Source organism: Acidovorax sp. KKS102 (assembly GCF_000302535.1).
Lineage (GTDB): Bacteria > Pseudomonadota > Gammaproteobacteria > Burkholderiales > Burkholderiaceae_C > Acidovorax.
The window spans coordinates 1,047,695-1,066,337 of the sequence record NC_018708.1 but is presented as its reverse complement, the minus strand read 5'-3'; the positions used below and the strand labels follow the sequence as shown (position 1 = coordinate 1,066,337).

Below are 18,643 nucleotides of genomic sequence, written 5' to 3'. Positions count from 1 at the left end.
CAAGCGGCCGATTGGATTCAAATTACGTTGACGCAGACGCCTGCAGCCGCTGAAACTTCTGCCACAGGGTTTCACGGCTTTCCACGTGTTGCGGGTTCACGGGGATGCAGGCCACAGGGCAGACCTGCACACACTGGGGCTCGTCGAAATGCCCCACACATTCCGTGCACTTGTTCGGGTCGATTTCGTAGATCTCCTGCCCCAGGTAGATCGCCTGGTTGGGGCATTCGGGCTCGCACACATCGCAGTTGATGCACTCGTCCGTGATCATCAGCGCCATACGGCCTCCCAATGCACGGGGCCAAAAACAGGGGCAACGGAGCGAGCGGCGCGGTTCATGCTCCGTATTATCCCGCGCCGGTGGCATGTGCCTTGCGTGCCACACTGCAACCCACCACCGCTGACGGGGACGTTTTTACCGTTATGCTGTGTATACACATTAATTTTGACGCCCCTGCGTCTGACCCACCTGCCAACGCACCCCACCCATGGGCCTGTTTTTTCTCAAGCGGTTTGTCACCCTCCTGGCCACGTTGATTGGCGCCTCCATCGTCGTGTTTCTGGTGCTGGAAATCCTGCCGGGCAATGCCGCGCAGATTCTGATGGGCCCCGATGCCTCTCCCGATGCGGTCGCAGCTCTGGCCACCAAGCTGGGTCTGGACCAGCCCGCCACCCTGCGCTACTGGCAATGGGTGAGCGGCCTGGTGGTGGGCAACATGGGCGACAGCTACGCCTACAGCTCGCCCGTGCTCGACCTGGTGCTGGAGCGCCTGGCGCTCACCGTGCCGCTGGCCCTGATGGCCATGGTGATCACCACGGTGCTGGCCCTGGCCGCCGGTGTGTACGCCGCGGCACGCCACAACAAGCTGGGCGACGTGGGCGTGATGGGCCTGGCGCAGATCGGCATTGCCATTCCCAACTTCTGGTTTGCCATCCTGCTGATCCTGTTGTTCTCGGTGAAGTTGCAGTGGTTCTCGGCCGGTGGCTTTCCGGGTTGGACGGAAGACGCGGGCGGCAGCCCGCTCGAAGCCCTCAAGGCCCTGCTGCTGCCCGCCATTGCGCTGGCCGTGGTGCAAGCGGCCATCCTGGCGCGCATCACCCGCTCGGCCGTGCTGGAGGTGTTGCGTGAAGACTTTGTGCGCACGGCGCGTGCCAAGGGCCTGACGCAGCGCGCCGCGCTGTGGGGCCATGTGCTGCGAAACGCCATGATTCCGGTGGTCACGGTGATGGGGCTGCAGTTTGCCTCGCTGCTGGCGGGCACCATCGTGGTGGAAAACGTGTTCTACCTGCCCGGCCTGGGCCGTTTGATCTTCCAGTCGATTTCCAACCGCGATCTGATCGTCGTGCGCAACTGCGTGATGCTGCTCGCCGCTATGGTCATCGTCGTGAACTTCGTGGTGGACGTGCTGTATGCAGTAATCGATCCCCGTGTGAAGGCATCCGATATCTGATCCCCATGAGCGCCGCCATTTCCTCACCATCCCCCGCAGCTACCTCCGCCCCGAGCTGGCTGCACCGCGCGCTGCGCCACCGCAGCTTTGTCATCGGTGCCGTTCTGTCACTGCTTCTGGTGCTGGCTGCTGCACTGTCGCTGGTCTGGACACCCTGGTCGCCTTACGAAATGGACCTTGCCAACAAGCTGGCAGGGCCGTCCAGCACACACTGGCTGGGCACGGATGCCTTCGGGCGCGACGTGGCGTCGCTGTTGATGGTGGGCGCCCGTAACTCCATCTTGGTGGGCGTGATCGCAGTGGGCATCGGCCTCACCATCGGCACGGCGCTGGGCCTGCTGGCCGCCGCCAAGCGCGGCTGGGTGGAAGAACTCATCATGCGGCTGGCGGACTTCACGTTTGCCTTCCCCGCTCTGCTGCTGGCCATCATGATGACGGCGGTGTTTGGCGCAGGCATCGTCAACTCCATCATCGCCATCGGCATCTTCTATATCCCGACGTTTGCGCGCGTCACCCGCGCCTCGGCCAATGCCGTGTGGGCGCGTGAATACATCCTGGCCGCGCGGGCCTGTGGCAAAGGCACCTGGCGAATCACGCTGGAGCATGTGCTGCCCAACACCCTGTCGGTGCTCATCGTGCAGACCACCATCCAGTTCGCGCTGGCCATACTGGCCGAGGCGGCCCTGTCGTACCTGGGCCTGGGCACCCAGCCGCCCCAGCCCTCCTGGGGCCGCATGCTGAGCGAGGCACAGACGCTGATGTTCCAGGCCCCGCTGCTGGCCGTGTGGCCGGGTGTGGCAATTGCGCTGGCCGTGCTGGGGCTGAACCTGCTGGGTGACGGGCTGCGTGATTTGCTCGACCCCCGCCTCTCTCGCAAGCGCTGACAGCCCCCCGCACCGAAGACCACCAGCACTCCACGATGTCTCTGTTAGAAGTCTCCAACCTCCGCATCCGCCTGCAGACGCACCGGGGCCCCGCCGATGCCGTGCGCGGCGTGAGCTTTTCGCTGGCGCGCGGTGAAACCCTGGGCCTGATCGGTGAATCGGGCTGTGGCAAATCCATCACCGCCATGTCGCTCATGGGCCTGCTGCCTGAGAGCGCGCAGGTCACCGGCAGCATCCGCTTTGACGGCCAAGAGCTGGTGGGCCGCACCGATGCACAGATGTGCCAGATGCGCGGCAACCGCATTGGCATGGTGTTCCAGGAGCCCATGACGGCCCTCAACCCCGTGCACACCATTGGCCGCCAGGTGGCAGAGCCGCTGCGCCTGCACCGGGGCATGAATGCGGCAGCCGCACGCACCGAAGCGATTGCCCTGCTGGACCGCGTGGGCATCCCCAATGCCGCGCAGCGTTTTGATGCCTACCCGCACCAGTTCTCAGGCGGGCAGCGCCAGCGCATCACCATTGCGATGGCACTGGCCTGCGGGCCCGACCTGCTGATTGCCGACGAGCCCACCACGGCGCTGGACGTGACCATCCAGCAGCAGATCCTGGACCTCATCAGCGACCTGGTGGCCGAGCGCAACATGGCGCTGATCCTCATCTCGCACGACCTGGGCGTGATCTCGCAGAACGTGGACCGCATGATGGTGATGTACGGCGGCAGCGTGGTCGAGAGCGGCTCCACCGCCTCGGTCTTCTCGGCCATGGCGCACCCCTACACACGCGGGCTTTTCGCAGCCCGGCCCCACCTGGGTGCCGTGCACGCGCCTGGGCAACGCCCTCGTCTGTCCACCATTCCGGGCACGGTGCCCGAGCTGGTGGACCTGCCCGCAGGCTGCCCCTTTGCGGGGCGCTGCAGCTACACGGTGGATGACTGCCACCACAAACAACCCGAAGCCACCCTGGTGGCCACCGATGCCGACGGCGACCACCTGGTGCGCTGCCTGCGGCGCGAGGCCATTGCCGAGGCGCAGAGTGCGAACGTGGTGAACATCGTCGAGGTGGCCGCATGACCCAGGCATCCCACCCCACTTCTGTCCCAACCACCGCGCCGCTGCTCCAGGTGACCGACCTGGTGCGTGAATACACCCTGCCCCGCGAGCACCTGTTCCGCCCGCCGGGTAAGGTGCATGCGCTCAACGGCGTGAACTTCTCGATTGCCGCAGGCCGCAGCCTGGGCATCGTCGGCGAATCGGGCTCGGGCAAGTCCACCCTGGCACGGCTGGTGATGGCGCTGGATGCGCCCACCTCCGGCACGGTGGAGCTGCTGGGCCGCAACCTGCACCAGCTGCCCGCCGAAGAGCTGCGCCAGGCGCGGCGCGACTTCCAGATGGTGTTCCAGGACCCGTACGGGTCGCTGGACCCGCGCCAGACGGTGGAGCGCATCGTGACCGAGCCGCTGCAGGCGCAAGGCCAGACCACGCGCGCCGAGCAGCGCGAGCAGGCCGCCCAGGTGTTGACCCAGGTGGGCCTGCGCACCAATGACCTGGGCAAGTACCCGCACGAATTTTCGGGCGGCCAGCGCCAGCGCATTGCGATTGCGCGCGCCCTCATCACCCGGCCTCGCCTCATCGTGGCCGACGAGCCGGTGAGCGCGCTCGACGTGTCGGTGCAGGCCCAGGTGCTCAACCTGATGCAAGACCTGCAGCAGCAGTTCGGCATCACCTACATGCTCATCAGCCATGACCTCGCGGTGGTCAACCACCTGTGCGACGAGGTGGTGGTGCTGTACCAGGGACGCATCGTGGAGCGCGGCTCGCCGGGCGAGCTGTTCCGCAACGCGCAGCACCCTTACACACAGTCGCTGGTGGGCGCCGTGCCGCAGGTGCAGCCCGGCCGCGCGCGGGCGCGCCGTGCGGCAGCCGCTGCGGCAACGGCAAAAACCGCATAACCACATGCAGGTGTGATGGTGTAAAAAGCTTCTTTCCTCCCCGGTAACAAATTGCACCGGGGGTCTTTATGGTTGTTGTCTGGTTTTTTGTCTGGAGAGTCCGAACATGCTGAACCGCCGTACCGTCCTTGCCACTGGCGCCATCGCCGCTGTGCCCTTGACCACCTCGCTTGGCGCCCTGGCGCAAGGCCGCAAAGATGCGGTGACGCTGGCGATGACGCTGGAGCCCCCAGGCCTGGACCCCACCGCCGGTGCGGCCTCCGCCATCGCCGAGATCGTTCAGTACAACATCTTCGAGACGCTCACCAAGATCAACCCCGACGGCAGCGTGTCGCCCCTGCTGGCCGAAAGCTGGGAGGTCTCGCCCGACCTCAAGACCTACACCTTCAAGCTGCGCCGTGGCGTGAAGTTCCAGAACGGCGAGCCCTTCACCGCTGCGGCCGTCAAGTTCTCGTACGACCGCGCAGGCGGCGAGAAGAGCACCAACAAGGACAAGCGCACCTTTGCCGGCATCACCACCCAGGTGGTGGACGACTACACCGTCGTGCTGCTCAACAAGGAGATCGACCCCGACCTGCTGTTCGTGCTGGGCCAGGCCACCTCCATCATCGTGGAGCCCAAGAGCGCCGACACCAACGCCAACAAGCCCGTGGGCACCGGCCCCTACCAGCTGCAGGCGTGGAACAAGGGCTCGTCGGTCGTGCTGACCGCCTGGGCCGACTACCGCGATGCCAAGGCCATCAAGATCAAGCGCGCCACCTTCCGCTTCATCTCCGACCCGGCTGCCCAGGTGGCGGCCCTGCTGGCGGGCGACGTGGACGCCTTCCCCCGCGTTACCCCCCGCAGCGTGGCGCAGTTCAAGGCCAACCCCAAGTTCCAGGTGGTGGTCAGCGGCTCGCGCGCCAAGACCATCCTGGCCATCAACAACGGCAAGAAGCCGCTGGACGACGTGCGCGTGCGCCGCGCCATTGCCGCCGCCATTGACCGCAAAGCCGTGATCGAAGGCGCGGGCGACGGCTACGGCGCGCCCATCGGCAGCCACTACGTGCCCGGCGCGTTTGGCTACGTGGACACCACGGGCGTGAACCCCTACGACCCCGAGAAGGCCAAGAAGCTGCTGGCCGAAGCCGGCATCAAAACGCCGCTGGAGCTGACGATGACGCTGCCCCCCACGCCATACGCCCGCCAGGGTGGCGAGGTGATTGCAGCCCAGCTGGCCAAGGTCGGCATCGTCGCCAAGATCCAGAACGTGGAATGGGCGCAGTGGCTCAGCGGCACCTACGGCAGCAAGAACTATGACCTGACCGTGATCAGCCACGTGGAGCCCTTTGACTTGGGCAACTTTGCCAAGCCTGACTACTACTGGGCCTACAACTCGCCCAAGTTCAACGACCTGTTCAATCAGATCAAGAACGCCGCCCGCCCCGCCGACCGCGCCAAGCTGCTGGGCGATGCGCAGCGCCTGCTGGCCGAGGACTCGGTGCACGCCTTCCTGTACTCCAACCAGTGGATCACGGTGGCCAACAAGAACCTCAAGGGCCTGTGGAAAGACATGCCCGTGTTCGTCAACGACATCTCCGCGCTGTCCTGGTCCTGACCGCCACGCGCCGCAACACAACGCGGCGCGTGCAGGAGCCAATACTCCTAAAACAATAGCTGCCAGCGCTTGATCCACTAGCGCTTGCAGCCTTTTTTATTGATAAACGTCGCTACGGTGACCATCCACTCCACCATGACCGAACTGCACGACCTGCCCGCCCACGACCTGATTGCCGCCTACCGCCAGCGCAAGCTGTCACCGGTTGAGGTCACGCAGGCCGTGCTGGCCCACATCGAACGGTGGGAGCCCCACATCCAGGCCACCTACCTGCTGCGCCCCGAGGCCGCCCTGGCGCAAGCCCGAGCCTCCGAGGCCCGCTGGCTGCGCGGCGAGCCCAAGGGCGCGCTCGACGGCGTGCCCAGCACCATCAAGGAAAACATTGCCACCGAAGGCGACCCCACCCCGCTGGGCACGGCCGCCGTCGAGCTGGTGCCCGCTGCCGCCGACGCACCCCCTGCCGCCCGCATGCGCGAGGCCGGTGCCGTCATCGTCGCCAAGACCACCATGCCCGACTACGGCATGCTGTCCTCGGGCCTGTCCACCTTTCACCCGCTGTCGCGCAACCCCTGGGACGTGAGCAAGGGCCCCGGCGGCTCCAGCGCCGGTGGCGGCGCGGCGGCCGCTGCGGGCTACGGCCCGCTGCACATTGGCACCGACATCGGTGGCTCGCTGCGCCTGCCCGCCAGCTGGTGCGGCATCTTCAGCCTCAAGCCCAGCCTGGGCCGCATCCCGATTGACCCGCCTTACACCGGGCGCGCCGCCGGCCCCATGACCCGCACCGTGGCCGACGCCGCGCTGATGATGCAGGTGCTGAGCCAGCCCGACGCACGCGACAGCATGAGCCTGCCCTACCAGGACATCGCCTGGGGCCAGTTCAACAAGGGCGCCGAGCGCCTGCGCGGCCTGCGCATCGGCCTGCTGCTGGATGCAGGCTGCGGCCTGCCGGTAGAACCCGAAGTGAAGGCCGCCGTGGAGCGCGCAGCAAAACTCATGGAAGCCGCCGGCGCCACCATCGTGCCCATGGCGCCCTTCATGACCCAGGCCATGCTCGACGGCATGGACCATTTCTGGCGCATGCGGTCCCACATCGACCTGCAAGCCCTGCCTGCGGCGCGGCGCGACAAGGTGCTGCCCTACATCCGCACCTGGGCCGACAGCGCTGCCGGCATGAGCGGCACCGAAGTCTTTAACGCCAGCCACCAGTTCCACCTGACCCGCGTGAACACGGTCAAGGCCTGCAGCGCGTTCGACTACGTGATCTCGCCCGTGGCGCCCAACGTCGCCTTCCAGGCCGAGCTGCCCTCGCCCACCAACGACCCGCTGCGCCCGCTGGAACACATCGGCTTCACCGTGCCGTTCAACATGTCCGAGCAGCCTGCGGCCTCGGTCAACTGCGGGTACACCCGCGCGGGTTTGCCCATCGGCCTGCAGATTGCGGGTGCGCGTTTTGACGACCTGGGCGTGCTGCAGGTCGCGCATGCCTTCGAACTCATCCGCGAGCCCCAGCGCGCATGGCCCCGGCCGCCTGCGGCATAACCCTGCGTCTGTCATGCGTTGTTGTTGGTAACCTTGGGGGCGACGCCCCCTGGCGGGCGGGTCCTCCTTGAACCGATTACACCCCTCCTGGGGTTACCACCACACACAACCATCCCACCACCGCATGGACATCATCATCCTGGCGATCCTCATCGCCACCGGCACCTTCATGCTCAACGCCAAAGAGCAGCGCAAGCGCATTGCACTGTTGGGCAAACACCTGGCCAACTACCAGATCGAAAAGCTGATGGAGGCGCTGACCGACGGCTACCTGCGCGCCCTGGGCGAGAGCACCGACGAGCGCCGCAGCCAGATCTGGAGCCTGCTGAGCACCACCGAGTCGCAGCTGAGCGAGCAATTCAGCCGCTTTGCCGCCGACTTTGCCAAGGTGGACGAAGCCCACGCCCGCGTCAGCCGGCTCTCCGTGCCGATACCGTTTGCCGACAAGCTGCTGCCCGCCATGACCTTTGACGTGCGCCGAGCCCTGGCCATCCATGCGCGCGGCATTGCCCATGTGGTGCAGAACACCAGCCACCTGTCGCCCAAGGACCGCGCCTACATGATGACGGCCGAGCTGTTTCTGATGCAGCACACCTGCCACTGGTACTGCAAGTCCAAAACCGTGGCCAGCGCCCGCATGCTGGCGCGGCACCAGACGCCGCACGAACAGCTCGTGGCCTCGGTGTCCGCCGAAACCCGCAACGCCTACCTGACCTTGATCAACGGCGGCTGAACCCAGCGACCGAACAATGCCCCATGCCATCCTCCACGCACACCCGCATGACCGACAGCCTGGGCAACCCCATCACGCTGCAGGACGAAACCAGCGCGACAGCGCTGAATGACTTTGTAGAAGGCTTCATCGCCTGCGAAGCCCGCGCGGTGAACGTGCTGAACGCAGCGGCCGACACCAGCCCCATCGTCCAGGCCAGCTGCGCGGCGCTGCACATGTTTGCCGAGTCGGCAGACGCCCCGCGCAACGCGCGCACCTTCATCGACCAGGCCCTGGCCCGTGCCGCAGATGCTACCGAGCGTGAGCAACGCTTTGTGGCCGCCATCGCCGCCTGGGTGGATGGTGACCTGCCCCGCGCCATTGCACTGCACGAGGAGCAAGCCCGCCTGCACCCGCGCGACCTCGCGTCCCTCAAGCTCGGCCAATACCATTTGTTCAACCGTGGCGACTCACCCGGCATGCTGCGCCTGGCACTGCAGGCCCTGCCCGCAGCGGCCGAGGTGCCCTACCTGCACGGCATGCTGGCCTTTGGCTGGGAGCAATGCCACCGCCTGCCCGAGGCCGAAAGCGCCGCCCGCCACGCCATCACCCTGTGCCGCAAAGAACCCTGGGCCCACCACGCGCTGGCCCACGTCATGCTGACCCAGGGCCGCATCCGCGAAGGTACAGACTTCATGGCCAGCGTGAGCGACACCTGGACGGACCTGAACTCCTTCATGGTCACGCACAACTGGTGGCACCAGGCGCTGTTTTTGCTGGAGCAAGACCGGCATGCCGAAGTGCTGGCGCTCTACGACAGCCAGGTGTGGGGCGTGGTCAAGGAATACACCCAGGACCAGATCAACGCCGTGTCCCTGCTCGCCCGGCTGGAGCTGGCGGGCGTGGACGTGGGCGACCGCTGGGCCGACGTGGCCGACCACCTGGCGCCGCGCCTGGCAGACCATGTACTGCCCTTCCTGGACCTGCAATACCTCTACGGCCTGGCCCGCGCAGGCCGCATGGAGGCCGCACGCACGCTGCACAACAACATCGCAGCCCACGCCGCCACCCGCACCGAGGCACACGAGCGCACCGTGTGGCAGCAGGTATGCGTGCCTGCCGCCCACGGCCTGCTGGCGCATGCGCAGGGCGACTGGGCGACGGCGGTGGAGAAACTGGGCGTGGCTCTGCCCCGGCTGGTGGAGATTGGAGGAAGCCATGCGCAGCGGGATCTGTTCCACCAGATCTGGCTGGATGCACTGCAGCGCAACGGGCAGTGGGGGGCGGTGCAGAACGTAGTGCAGCCGATGGTGAATGGGCAGCCGGAGTCGGTGCGGTTGGCAAGGCAGATCAGGGCGATAAACAGCGTGTTAGGGCTACCGTCGGCGACATAGCGGACTCAGCACCAAGACAGCCGAGCGGTCCTCCACAGAAGCCACCGACATTTTCATGACACAGGAATCTCAAATGAAGCGATTTGCACCAGCGATATTGATCATCCTTTCAGGCCTCGCAGCACAAGCGCATGCCATTGACTTCTGGCATTCCAACACGGTGTGGGCTGGTCAAGGTCAATGCTCTGCTGTGTTTTCTTTTGACAGCGGGATGGAAGAAGTCAAAAACCTGCAGGTAGCGGTGACCGTCTTGAACAAAGCAAATAAACGGGTGGCGTCAGGTGTTCTGGAAATTCCTCGATTCGGGCAATCTGCTGCCGATCGGTACGCTGACGCGTTTCTGGAGAGCGAGGAACTCTGCTCGGATGATCTCGTCATTGTGGTGAACAAGGCAACTGCCGCTATCGATGGCAAACGGACTGACCTCTTAAAGTCAAAAGCACTCGTCATCCGCGACTTCAAGCCATTCAAGATTCGCATCGGCAAATAGCACAACCAGCCTTCAGGCTGGCCATCTAGCAAGTGACCTGCCTCTGCTCTATCGCGTGACCCCGGCACGGCGTATCACGGGTAGGTGGTGCAAGCCCAAGCTGCTGGCATTTCATTGCCAACAACAGATACCACTGCCACTCACCGCACCACCAACTTCGTCTGGTCATACACCGGCTGCTCCGGCAAATCCGCCAGGTGCCGCACATCGGCCCAGTCCAGCACCTCCACCGCTTCTCCACTCACCCGCACACGGTTGAGCCCCGCGTTGGGGATGTCGCTCTGGCGCGGGCCGTCCAGCCCTGTGCCGCGCGCAGTGCGCCAGATCATGTCGAGCACGCCGCCATGGGTGACGACCATCACCGTCTGGCCGCTGTGCTGCTGGGCGATGCGGTAGACGGCGTCCATCACGCGGGTGTGGAACTGGCGGGTGGTCTCGCCGCCGGGCATGCCATAGTCGGCTTCAAAGCGCAGCCACTGGTTCCATGCGTCGGCGTGCTCCTGCTTGACGTCGTCCACGCGCTTGCCGTCCACCACGCCAAAGTTTTGCTCGCGCAGGGCACTGTCGGTGAGGGTGTCGATGCGGGCCTGGGGAAACAGCACCTTCAGGCTGGGCGTGGCGGTCTGCTGGGTGCGGATGAGGTCGCTGCAGATGAGGTGGTGCACCACGGGGCGCTCTGCAGCCAGGCGCTCGGCCAGGCGGCGGGCCTGTTCGTGGCCAATGGCGTTGAGGGGGACATCCACGTGGCCCTGAAAGCGCAGTTCGCGGTTCCAGTCGGTCTCGCCGTGGCGGATCAGGATCAATTCAGTCATGCGTGCCATTATCGAATGCATGCACATGATTGCAAGCATTTTTGGCTGCTAGCGCTTATGCGATAAGCGCTGATAGCTATGTTTTTTATAACAACCGCCTGTGCACCACCTACCGAGCGACCCGTCACCGCATGGGCACAACCAGTACCTTGCGGCGCGGCTGGCAGCCAGGGCCTTCGTAGGCGGCGCTGTCCTGTTCCCAGCCCGGGCCGGGCGAGGTTTGTGCGCACACGCGCTGTCCATCGACCAGGCTGCGCCAGTAATACCAGGGCGCGGGGGCGGCCTGTACCAGCAGCGGGGCCAGCAAGACAACCAGCGCGCACAGCACGCTCCAAAGGCGGGGGGCGAAAGGCATGGGCAAACAAAGCATCCAACGTGTCCCGCCCATGCTACGCAGCCTGCGGCGGGCCAATGCCTGGAAAAGCGGCGGAATCGTCGGTCAGGGCTTGTCCGCGGTGACGATCCAGCCTTCGAGTGGATCGAGCCCCGGCGGCAGGCCGTAAAGCGCGTCGCCCTCGGCATGGCGCTGCTGGGCCCAGGCGGCCTGCAGCAGGCACAGCACGGCGTCCAGGCTGTCGCCGCTGGCGTCCTGCACCAGCGCGTCGCGCTGGGCGTGGCTGAGCTTGAGGCGCAGGCCCAGGCGGGTCTGGCCCAGCTCCAGCGCGTTGACCAGGTCTTTGCGGGCGATGAGGCGGTCAGGCGTCTGCTTGGCGCGGTCGTCGCTCTTGTAGCTGCGGCGCTGCAGCACCTCGCGCGCGAGCAGGCCGGGGTAGGCCTCCAGCGCCACGCGACGGGGGTCGCCTGCGTGCAGGCCGGGCAGGTGCACGCCGGCGTCCAGCAGCAGCGGCAGACCCGCATGCAGCATGTAGGCCACGGGCGGGTTCACCCATTTCATCGACGGACTGGAGCCTGCGGGCCTGTCGGTGGCGCGGTGGGCAAACTTGCCCCCCACGGGCCGCGCGTCGCAGAACGCCGCAAACTGCGCGCGGATCTGCTCGCGGCTTAGGCGGCGGTACTGCTGCATGCAGGCGATCCAGTCGGTGGGCCAGCCCAGCGCCTGCACCAGCTCGCGCGGCAGGCCAAAGGGCAGATCAAAACCGCCCACCCAGTCGCCGGGCTGCGCCAGCCACTGGCCGAATGCGGCCCGTGTGTCGATCGGTTGCAGCGCGGTGAGCGCCACGCGCGCGCCCTGGCGTTGGCCCAGCGCCAGCACGATGGGTTTGCGCCGCGTGGGGCTGCTGGAGAAGTCACAGCCCAGTAGCTGGAAAGGGGATTGGGGTGCCATGGTGGTCATCCCAAGGCCAGGGCCGTGACACCTGCCGCAATGCACAGCGCACCTAAGATGCGCGCCACGCGGTCACCCTCGCCCAGCAGGTGGCCGCCGATCAGCGCGGCAAACAGCATGGACACCTCGCGCGCAGGGGCCACGTGCGACAGGGGCGCCTGCTGCATGGCGTACAGCACCAGCACATAGGCCACGGGGCTGACCACCGCCACGGCCAGGGCAAAACGCCACTGGGCCAGCCACAGCGTGCGGGCGGTGGGCAGGTCGCGCAGCACCACCGGCGCCAGCAGCCCCACGCGCACAAAGTTGCCCATGTAGTCCACCAGGATGGGCGACATCAGCAAAAACTTGACCGCATAACCATCGACCACCGTGTAGCTGGCAATGAAGGCCCCCGTCAGAACCCCGTAGGCCATGCCCTTGTGCACCCGTGCCCGTGCGGCAGGGTCGTGCGCGGCGCGCAGCAGGCCCGGGCCGCCCGCGATCAGAAACACGCCCCCCACCACGCCCACAATGCCCAGGGCGCCCAGCGCCGAGATCTGCTCACCCAGCAGCGTGATGGCCACCAGCGACGACAGGAGTGGCCCCGAGCCCCGCGCCAGCGGGTAGACCACGGTGAGGTCCGCCACCCGGTAGCCGCGCAGCAGGATGACAAAGTAAGCCACGTGCAACAGCCCGCTGGCGACCACAAAGCCCCACTCCACCGCACCCCACAGCGGTACCGCGTCGCGCCCCAGGTACCAGCCCAGCGGCGCCCAGACCACCATCATGATCACCGAGGTGAAGAACGCAAACCGCGAGTCCCCCCCGGCCTTCTTGGCCACGATGTTCCAGCACGCATGGATGAGGCCGGCGAGGATGATGAGGGCGAAGGCGGTGAAGGTCACGGGGAAAAGAACGGCCTGAACAGAAAAGCCGCAGCGCCTTCTGGGCGGCTGCGGCTACGAACCATGATGGATGGCTGCGAAGAAAAGTGGGGCGATTTGCGTAGCGAGCCAGCCTAGTCTGGGTCGATGCGCGCAGCCGTACTCCCGTACGGCGAGCACAGCAGGCCCGGAATCGGCTGGCGCAGTAGCAAAGCGCCCCGCTTTTCAGGCTCGGCCGATGATGGAGGCTGTGGCCATCAACTCTTCGAGCAGCGCAAACGACACCTTGCCCGACACGGAGTACGGGTCCAGCTCAGGCTTCTCGGAATACTTCAGCAGAATGGAGTGGTTGATCTTGGACAGGTTGACCTGGCCCATGGTCCAGCCGCCAAAACGGCGCTCGGCGATTTCTTCGTAGTGCAGCAGCACCACGTCCTTGTGGCGCGGGTCCTTCTGGATGTGGCCGTACAGCTCGCTCACCGCAGAGCGGCCGCCCTCGATGGCTTGCAGGAACACGCCACCGCCGTAGCACAGCACGCCGGTGATGCCGGAGCCCGGGTTGTGCTGGCGCGACTGCGTCAGGATGGCTTCGATGGCGGCGGGCGAGGTATCGACCGCGCGACTGGCGTAAAGCAGGCGTACCAGCATGGTCAGTTCTTTCCAGGAATGAGGGACAAAAATTCACGGCGCAGGGCGCTGTCCTTGAGGAACACGCCGCGCATGACCGAGTTGATCATGCGGCTGTCGTTGTCGCGCACGCCGCGCCAGGACATGCAGAAGTGGCTGGCTTCCATGACGATGGCGAGGCCGTCGGGCTGGGTCTTTTCCATGATCAGGTCGGCCAGCTGCACCACGGCTTCTTCCTGGATCTGGGGACGGCCCATGATCCAGTCCACCAGGCGCGCGTATTTGGACAGGCCGATCACGTTGGTGTGCTCGTTGGGCATCACGCCGATCCAGATCTTGCCGATGACGGGGCAGAAGTGGTGGCTGCAGGCACTGCGCACGGTGAGCGGGCCCACGATCATCAGCTCGTTGAGGTGCTCGGCGTTCGGGAATTCGGTGATGGGCGGCTGCGCCACGTAGCGACCACGGAACACCTCGTTGAGGTACATCTTGGCCACGCGGCGCGCGGTGTTGTTGGTGTTGTGGTCGCCCTCGGTGTTGATGACCAGGCTGTCGAGCACGCCCTGCATCTTGACCTCAACCTCGTCGAGCAGCTTCTCCAGCTCGCCGGGCTCGATGAATTCGGCAATGTTGTCGTTGGCGTGAAAGCGCTTGCGCGCGGCGGCAAGGCGTTCTCGGATCTTGACGGAAACGGGCGTGCCTTCGTCCGGTGGGATGGGCGTCATATCGGCGGCAGGTTGGCTGGACATGGGTGGCATCGTACCAGCGAACACAGTTTGATCGATTACAAGGGTTTTAGGCAGCAAGCGCTAGTGCAATATGCCTGAGCAGCTATCAATAAAGTAGCGCACTCGACAAAGATGCCCTCAGTACCGCTTGCCCGTCACCCACAGCGCCAGGCGCATGAGACCAAACGCCACGCGGTCCAGCACCCGCTGGCGCAGCGGGCGGCCGGCATAGCGCGCAGGGTCCATGCGGCGGCCCGCGTGCTGCATGGCGTGCACCAGGCGCTGGCGCAGGTCGATGGCAAAGGCGGCGTCTTCCACCACCACATTGGCCTCGCGCGCCAGCAGCAGCGAGAGCGGGTCAAGGTTGGACGAACCCACCGTGGCCCAGGGCCGGTCGCCCTGCGCATCGATGACGGCCACCTTGGCGTGCAGAAAGCTGGGGGCGTACTCGTAGATCTCGACCCCGGCCTCCAGCAGCGCGCCATACACCGGGCGGGCTGCGTGGTACTGCATGAAGTATTCGTACCGCCCCTGCAGCAGCAGCCGCACGCGCACGCCCCGGCGCGCGGCCATCACCAGCGCGCGGCGCAGCTTGCCGCCGGGCATGAAGTAGGCGTTGGCGATGATGACCTCGTGGCGCGCCATGCCGATGGCCTTGCGGTATGCCTTCTCGATGCGGCTGCGGTTGCGCACGTTGTCGCGCAGCACCAGGGTGGCGCGCACGGGGGGGCCGGCATCGGGGTCGCCGCCCTGCTCCGCATGCCGTGCGGCGCTGGCCGCGCGCAGGGCCCGCAGGGCCTCCGGCAGGCGGCGCTGGCGCGCGTCGCGCACGGCCTGCATGCGCCACCAGAGCTGGTCCATGGTGTCGCTGGCCGAGGCCACCAGGCTGCCGGTGGCACGCACCGCAAAGTCAAAACGGGGCGCCTCCAGCGTGCCGTGGTTGGGGTCGTGAAAGTCATCCAGCACGTTGATGCCGCCGCAGAACAGCACCCGCCCATCCACCACGCACAGCTTGCGGTGCAGGCGCCGCCAGCGGTGCGGCAGCAGCAGCCCCAGCGGCCCCAGCGGCGAATACACGCTGCACAGCACGCCGGCGGCCTGCAACTGATCGGCCCAGGCCTTGGGCAACGCGCCCGTGCCCACGCCATCGACCACCAGATGGGTGCGCACGCCGCGCGCTGCAGCGCGCATCAGCGCCTGGGCCACGGTGGCTCCGGCGCCGGTGAAGTCAAAGATGTAGGTCTCGAACTGGATGTCCGCCATCGCAGCATCCATGGCCTCGGTAAGCGCCGGAAAGAACTCCTCGGCGCCTTGCAGCAGCCGGACCTGGTGGTCGTCGGCGGGCCCGGTGCCCGGGGCCTGCGCAAAGGACTTGCGCCTCATCCCGTCACCCCGCCACCGCGCACACCCCGGCAACGCCTCACAGCCGGAACTCCGCGATCAGGGGCAGATGGTCCGACATGCGCCACCAAATGCGGCCACGCGGCACCTGCAGCGACAGCGGCGTGAGCCCGCGCGCATACACATGGTCCAGCTGCGCCAGCGGCAGGCGCGCGGGGTAGGTGAAGGTGCGGGGCGCATCCCATTCATACAGGCCAAAGCCCGCCAGCATGCGCTTGAGCAACTGCCCCCAGTCGTTGAAGTCACCCGCCACCACCAGCGGCGTGCCGGGCGGCACCTCGCGCTCGATGAAGGCCTGCAGGCGCTCGATCTGGCGGATGCGGCTGCCCGGGATGAGGCCAAGGTGCACCACGATCACGTGCACATTGCGGCCCTGCACATCCACCTCTACATGCAGCAGGCCGCGCTGTTCAAAGCGATGGTCCGAGATGTCTTCGTGCTGGTGCCCGATCACCGGCCAGCGGGTCAGCAGCGCATTGCCATGTTCGCCGTGTTTGGTGATGGCGTTGGTGCGGTACACCGCCTCGTAGCCTTCGGGCGCCAGAAACTCGGCCTGCGGCAGCTCAGGCCAGCGCTGGAAATACGCCGCCTCGCGCCGGTGCAGCTTGCGCACCTCCTGCAGGCAGACGATGTCGGCATCGAGCTGCTCCACCGCCAGACCCAGGTTGTGAATCTCCAGCCGCCGCGCGGGCCCGATGCCTTGCACCCCCTTGTGGATGTTGTAGGTGGCTACGCGCAGGATGTCGTCGTGTTGCATGGTCCTAGGAGGGGTAGTTGAACGCGCTCGCCAGCGCCGCGATGGGTGCGATGGGCAAGGCGCGAGGACGCGGCGGGCTCATGCCCGCAAGGAGGAGCAACGCCGCATGGCGCTCCCAGCGCGGTGCTGGCGAATGCGTAGCGTGCCCACTCGACCAGCGAACGTCAACGAAGCAGCGAAAGTCAGTATCCATGAGGCGACCTTGAAAACGGCAAGCGGTCAATTGCCGCTCCTAGGACTGGAGATTGTGTCGCAAGCCGTGGTGGCAAGGGGTTTGCCCGACGCAGGCCGGGTGCTGCAGCGGCTTACACTGGGGGCTCCAACATTTTGAGCACGCAGGGACGGCCCCGACCCCCATGGCTACCGAGAGCGGCCCCAATCCCGCCCCACAGACACAGGCGCTGATCGTGGACAGCAATGCCACGTCGCGCAGCATCCTGGTGGGACAGTTGCGCGAATACGGCGTGACCCGCATCGTGCAATGCTCCCGTGTGCAGGACGCGCGCGCCCGGCTGGAGCACACGGTGTTCGACTACGTGTTGTGCGACCAGTTTTTTGGCGAGTCCAACTACTCGGGCCAAACCCTGCTGGACGACCTGCGGCGGGCACAGCTGCTGCCGTTTTCCACGGTGTTCTTCATGGTCACGGCCGAGGCGTCGTATGCCGCCGTGGCCGAGGCTGCCGAGTCGGCCCTGGACGGCTACCTGCTCAAGCCCTTCACGCCCAGCGCGCTGTTCGAGCGCCTGAGCCTGGCACGCCTGCGCAAGATCCATCTCAAACCCATTTTCGACGCCATCGAGGCCGAGGTCTTCGAGCAGGCCGCCGCGCTGTGCGTGGAGCGTTTCGAGGCCCGCAAGCCCTATTGGCTGTACGCCGCCCGCATCGGGTCGGAGCTGCTGCTGCGGCTGGGGCGGCACGATGAGGCGCGCACCCTGTTCGAGGCCGTGATCGCCGCGCGCGCCCTGCCCTGGGCCAAGCTGGGCGTGGCCCGCGCGCAGATCGAATCAGGACAGGCCGCGCGCGCCATCACCACCTTGCAGGAGCTGATTGGCGAGGATGCCTCGTTTGCCGACGCCTACGACGTGCTGGGCCGCGCGCAGGTGGAGATGGGCAACTTTGCGCAGGCCATCGAGACCTACCGCACGGCCAGCACCCTCACGCCCGACTCGGTCGTGCGGCTGCAGAAGCTGGGGATGATGTCGTATTACATGGGCGACCGCGCCACCGCCACCAAGGTGCTGGCGCGCGCCACGGTGCTGGGCATTGATTCCAAGCTGTTCGACTACCAGTCGCTGGTGCTGCTGACGTTTGCCTATTACGCCGAAAACGACCGCAAGGGCATTGAGCGTTGCATGGCCGACTTTGCCCGCATCCTGGAGCGCCATCACAGCAGCGCACGCATCCGTCGGTTTGCCGAGGTGGCGCGTGCGCTGCAGCTCATCCAGCAGCGGCAGTTCTCGCAAGCAGTCGAATCGGTGCGTGGCATGGCCCGCGAGATCACGTCCAGCACCTTTGACTTTGAAGCCGCCTGCAACCTGGGCAGCCTGCTGGCCGTGTTGGCTGTCACATCCATTGAACTGCCCGAGGGCGACAGCTGGGTGAGCGCCCTGGGCATGCGCTATGCCAACACACGGGGTCTGACCGAGCTGATGGCCAATGCCTGCAACCTGCATGAGCCCTACAGCGAGCTGGTGCGCGACTGCCTGCAACGGGTCAACAAGACGGCCGAAGTCGCGATGGCGCAGAGCCTGGGTGGCGACCCGGGCGGGGCTGTGCAAAACCTGCTGGCCGAGGCTGAGCGCACCCTCAACTCCAAACTGCTCGATATGGCCCAGCAAGTGCTGCTGCGCCACAGCGCGCGCATGGCCGCGCCCGAGCCGCTGCAGGCAGCCATCGACGCACTGCGCACCCGCATGGGTACGGCCCCGGCAAGGGCCATCCTGGGACAAGACAGCGAGCGGCACCCCGGCGGCGTGGCACTGCGGGTGCGCAGCAGCGGCGACAACGCACCGGCACGCATCCCACCGCCTCCGCAAGATAGCCTGGCACTGAACCCAGCACCCACTGACGAGGCCGACGACCCTACGGCAGCCCTGCGCCTGCGGCCGCCAGACTCTCCTTGAGACAACGGCGCCTGGCCCGCGGCCGT

The 18,643-nt window shown here is 66.3% G+C and carries 19 protein-coding genes; 10 read left to right on the top strand and 9 right to left on the bottom strand.

What is annotated here, in order from left to right; genetic code table 11:
* Nucleotides 1-22 precede the first annotated feature (22 nt).
* Nucleotides 23-280 (bottom strand): YfhL family 4Fe-4S dicluster ferredoxin, encoded by a 258-nt coding sequence (locus tag C380_RS04820; protein WP_015012769.1) that lies wholly within the window; start codon nucleotides 278-280, stop codon nucleotides 23-25.
* A 208-nt stretch (nucleotides 281-488) separates the two neighbouring features.
* On the opposite strand from C380_RS04820, the gene C380_RS04815 reads away from it, so the two are divergent.
* The 9 genes from C380_RS04815 (at nucleotide 489) to C380_RS04775 (ending at nucleotide 10,018) form a co-directional block, all read left to right on the top strand.
* On the top strand, nucleotides 489-1,451 hold the full coding sequence (locus C380_RS04815; protein ID WP_015012768.1) for an ABC transporter permease: 963 nt from the start codon (nucleotides 489-491) through the stop codon (nucleotides 1,449-1,451).
* A gap of 5 nt (nucleotides 1,452-1,456) precedes the next feature.
* Nucleotides 1,457-2,335: an ABC transporter permease gene (locus C380_RS04810; RefSeq protein ID WP_015012767.1), complete on the top strand. Its 879-nt coding sequence runs from the start codon at nucleotides 1,457-1,459 to the stop codon at nucleotides 2,333-2,335.
* Nucleotides 2,336-2,370: 35 nt separating this feature from the next.
* Complete coding sequence (locus C380_RS04805; RefSeq protein WP_015012766.1) at nucleotides 2,371-3,408, top strand: ABC transporter ATP-binding protein; 1,038 nt, start codon at nucleotides 2,371-2,373, stop codon at nucleotides 3,406-3,408.
* On the top strand, nucleotides 3,405-4,286 hold the full coding sequence (locus tag C380_RS04800) for an ATP-binding cassette domain-containing protein (protein WP_015012765.1): 882 nt from the start codon (nucleotides 3,405-3,407) through the stop codon (nucleotides 4,284-4,286). The genes C380_RS04805 and C380_RS04800 overlap by 4 nt, the downstream gene beginning before the upstream one ends.
* A gap of 106 nt (nucleotides 4,287-4,392) precedes the next feature.
* On the top strand, nucleotides 4,393-5,883 hold the full coding sequence (locus tag C380_RS04795; RefSeq protein WP_015012764.1) for an ABC transporter substrate-binding protein: 1,491 nt from the start codon (nucleotides 4,393-4,395) through the stop codon (nucleotides 5,881-5,883).
* Between the two features lie 135 nt (nucleotides 5,884-6,018).
* Complete coding sequence (locus C380_RS04790; RefSeq protein WP_015012763.1) at nucleotides 6,019-7,422, top strand: amidase; 1,404 nt, start codon at nucleotides 6,019-6,021, stop codon at nucleotides 7,420-7,422.
* 124 nt (nucleotides 7,423-7,546) lie between these two features.
* Complete coding sequence (locus C380_RS04785; protein ID WP_015012762.1) at nucleotides 7,547-8,155, top strand: hypothetical protein; 609 nt, start codon at nucleotides 7,547-7,549, stop codon at nucleotides 8,153-8,155.
* 23 nt (nucleotides 8,156-8,178) lie between these two features.
* Nucleotides 8,179-9,528: a tetratricopeptide repeat protein gene (locus tag C380_RS04780; RefSeq protein ID WP_015012761.1), complete on the top strand. Its 1,350-nt coding sequence runs from the start codon at nucleotides 8,179-8,181 to the stop codon at nucleotides 9,526-9,528.
* A gap of 73 nt (nucleotides 9,529-9,601) precedes the next feature.
* Nucleotides 9,602-10,018: an IrmA family protein gene (locus C380_RS04775; protein ID WP_015012760.1), complete on the top strand. Its 417-nt coding sequence runs from the start codon at nucleotides 9,602-9,604 to the stop codon at nucleotides 10,016-10,018.
* A gap of 140 nt (nucleotides 10,019-10,158) precedes the next feature.
* Here the strand turns inward: C380_RS04775 and C380_RS04770 are convergent, their stop codons facing one another.
* The 8 genes from C380_RS04770 to C380_RS04735 all read right to left on the bottom strand — a co-directional run bounded on the left by C380_RS04770 (nucleotide 10,159) and on the right by C380_RS04735 (nucleotide 16,494).
* On the bottom strand, nucleotides 10,159-10,830 hold the full coding sequence (locus C380_RS04770) for a histidine phosphatase family protein (RefSeq protein ID WP_051022645.1): 672 nt from the start codon (nucleotides 10,828-10,830) through the stop codon (nucleotides 10,159-10,161).
* A gap of 124 nt (nucleotides 10,831-10,954) precedes the next feature.
* The gene (locus C380_RS04765) at nucleotides 10,955-11,185 is read right to left on the bottom strand and encodes a hypothetical protein (protein ID WP_015012758.1); all 231 of its coding nucleotides are present in this window, start codon (nucleotides 11,183-11,185) and stop codon (nucleotides 10,955-10,957) included.
* Between the two features lie 84 nt (nucleotides 11,186-11,269).
* Nucleotides 11,270-12,124, bottom strand: coding sequence for a DUF429 domain-containing protein (locus tag C380_RS04760; RefSeq protein WP_015012757.1), 855 nt, complete (start codon nucleotides 12,122-12,124; stop codon nucleotides 11,270-11,272).
* On the bottom strand, nucleotides 12,121-13,002 hold the full coding sequence (locus tag C380_RS04755; protein WP_015012756.1) for a DMT family transporter: 882 nt from the start codon (nucleotides 13,000-13,002) through the stop codon (nucleotides 12,121-12,123). Before C380_RS04755 ends, C380_RS04760 begins: the two co-directional genes overlap by 4 nt.
* Before the next feature lie 204 nt (nucleotides 13,003-13,206).
* Nucleotides 13,207-13,629 carry a BLUF domain-containing protein gene (locus C380_RS04750; RefSeq protein ID WP_015012755.1) on the bottom strand — a complete coding sequence of 141 codons (423 nt, stop codon included), beginning with the start codon at nucleotides 13,627-13,629 and terminating at the stop codon, nucleotides 13,207-13,209.
* A 2-nt stretch (nucleotides 13,630-13,631) separates the two neighbouring features.
* Complete coding sequence (gene folE, locus C380_RS04745; protein WP_015012754.1) at nucleotides 13,632-14,357, bottom strand: GTP cyclohydrolase I; 726 nt, start codon at nucleotides 14,355-14,357, stop codon at nucleotides 13,632-13,634.
* Nucleotides 14,358-14,474: 117 nt separating this feature from the next.
* A complete protein-coding gene (gene clsB, locus C380_RS04740) occupies nucleotides 14,475-15,719 on the bottom strand; it encodes a cardiolipin synthase ClsB (RefSeq protein ID WP_015012753.1) in 1,245 nt (414 codons plus the stop codon).
* A 37-nt stretch (nucleotides 15,720-15,756) separates the two neighbouring features.
* The gene (locus C380_RS04735) at nucleotides 15,757-16,494 is read right to left on the bottom strand and encodes an endonuclease/exonuclease/phosphatase family protein (protein ID WP_015012752.1); all 738 of its coding nucleotides are present in this window, start codon (nucleotides 16,492-16,494) and stop codon (nucleotides 15,757-15,759) included.
* Between the two features lie 356 nt (nucleotides 16,495-16,850).
* Here C380_RS04735 and C380_RS04730 point away from each other — a divergent pair, with 356 nt between their 5' ends.
* Nucleotides 16,851-18,617, top strand: coding sequence for a tetratricopeptide repeat protein (locus C380_RS04730; protein WP_015012751.1), 1,767 nt, complete (start codon nucleotides 16,851-16,853; stop codon nucleotides 18,615-18,617).
* Nucleotides 18,618-18,643 lie beyond the last annotated feature (26 nt).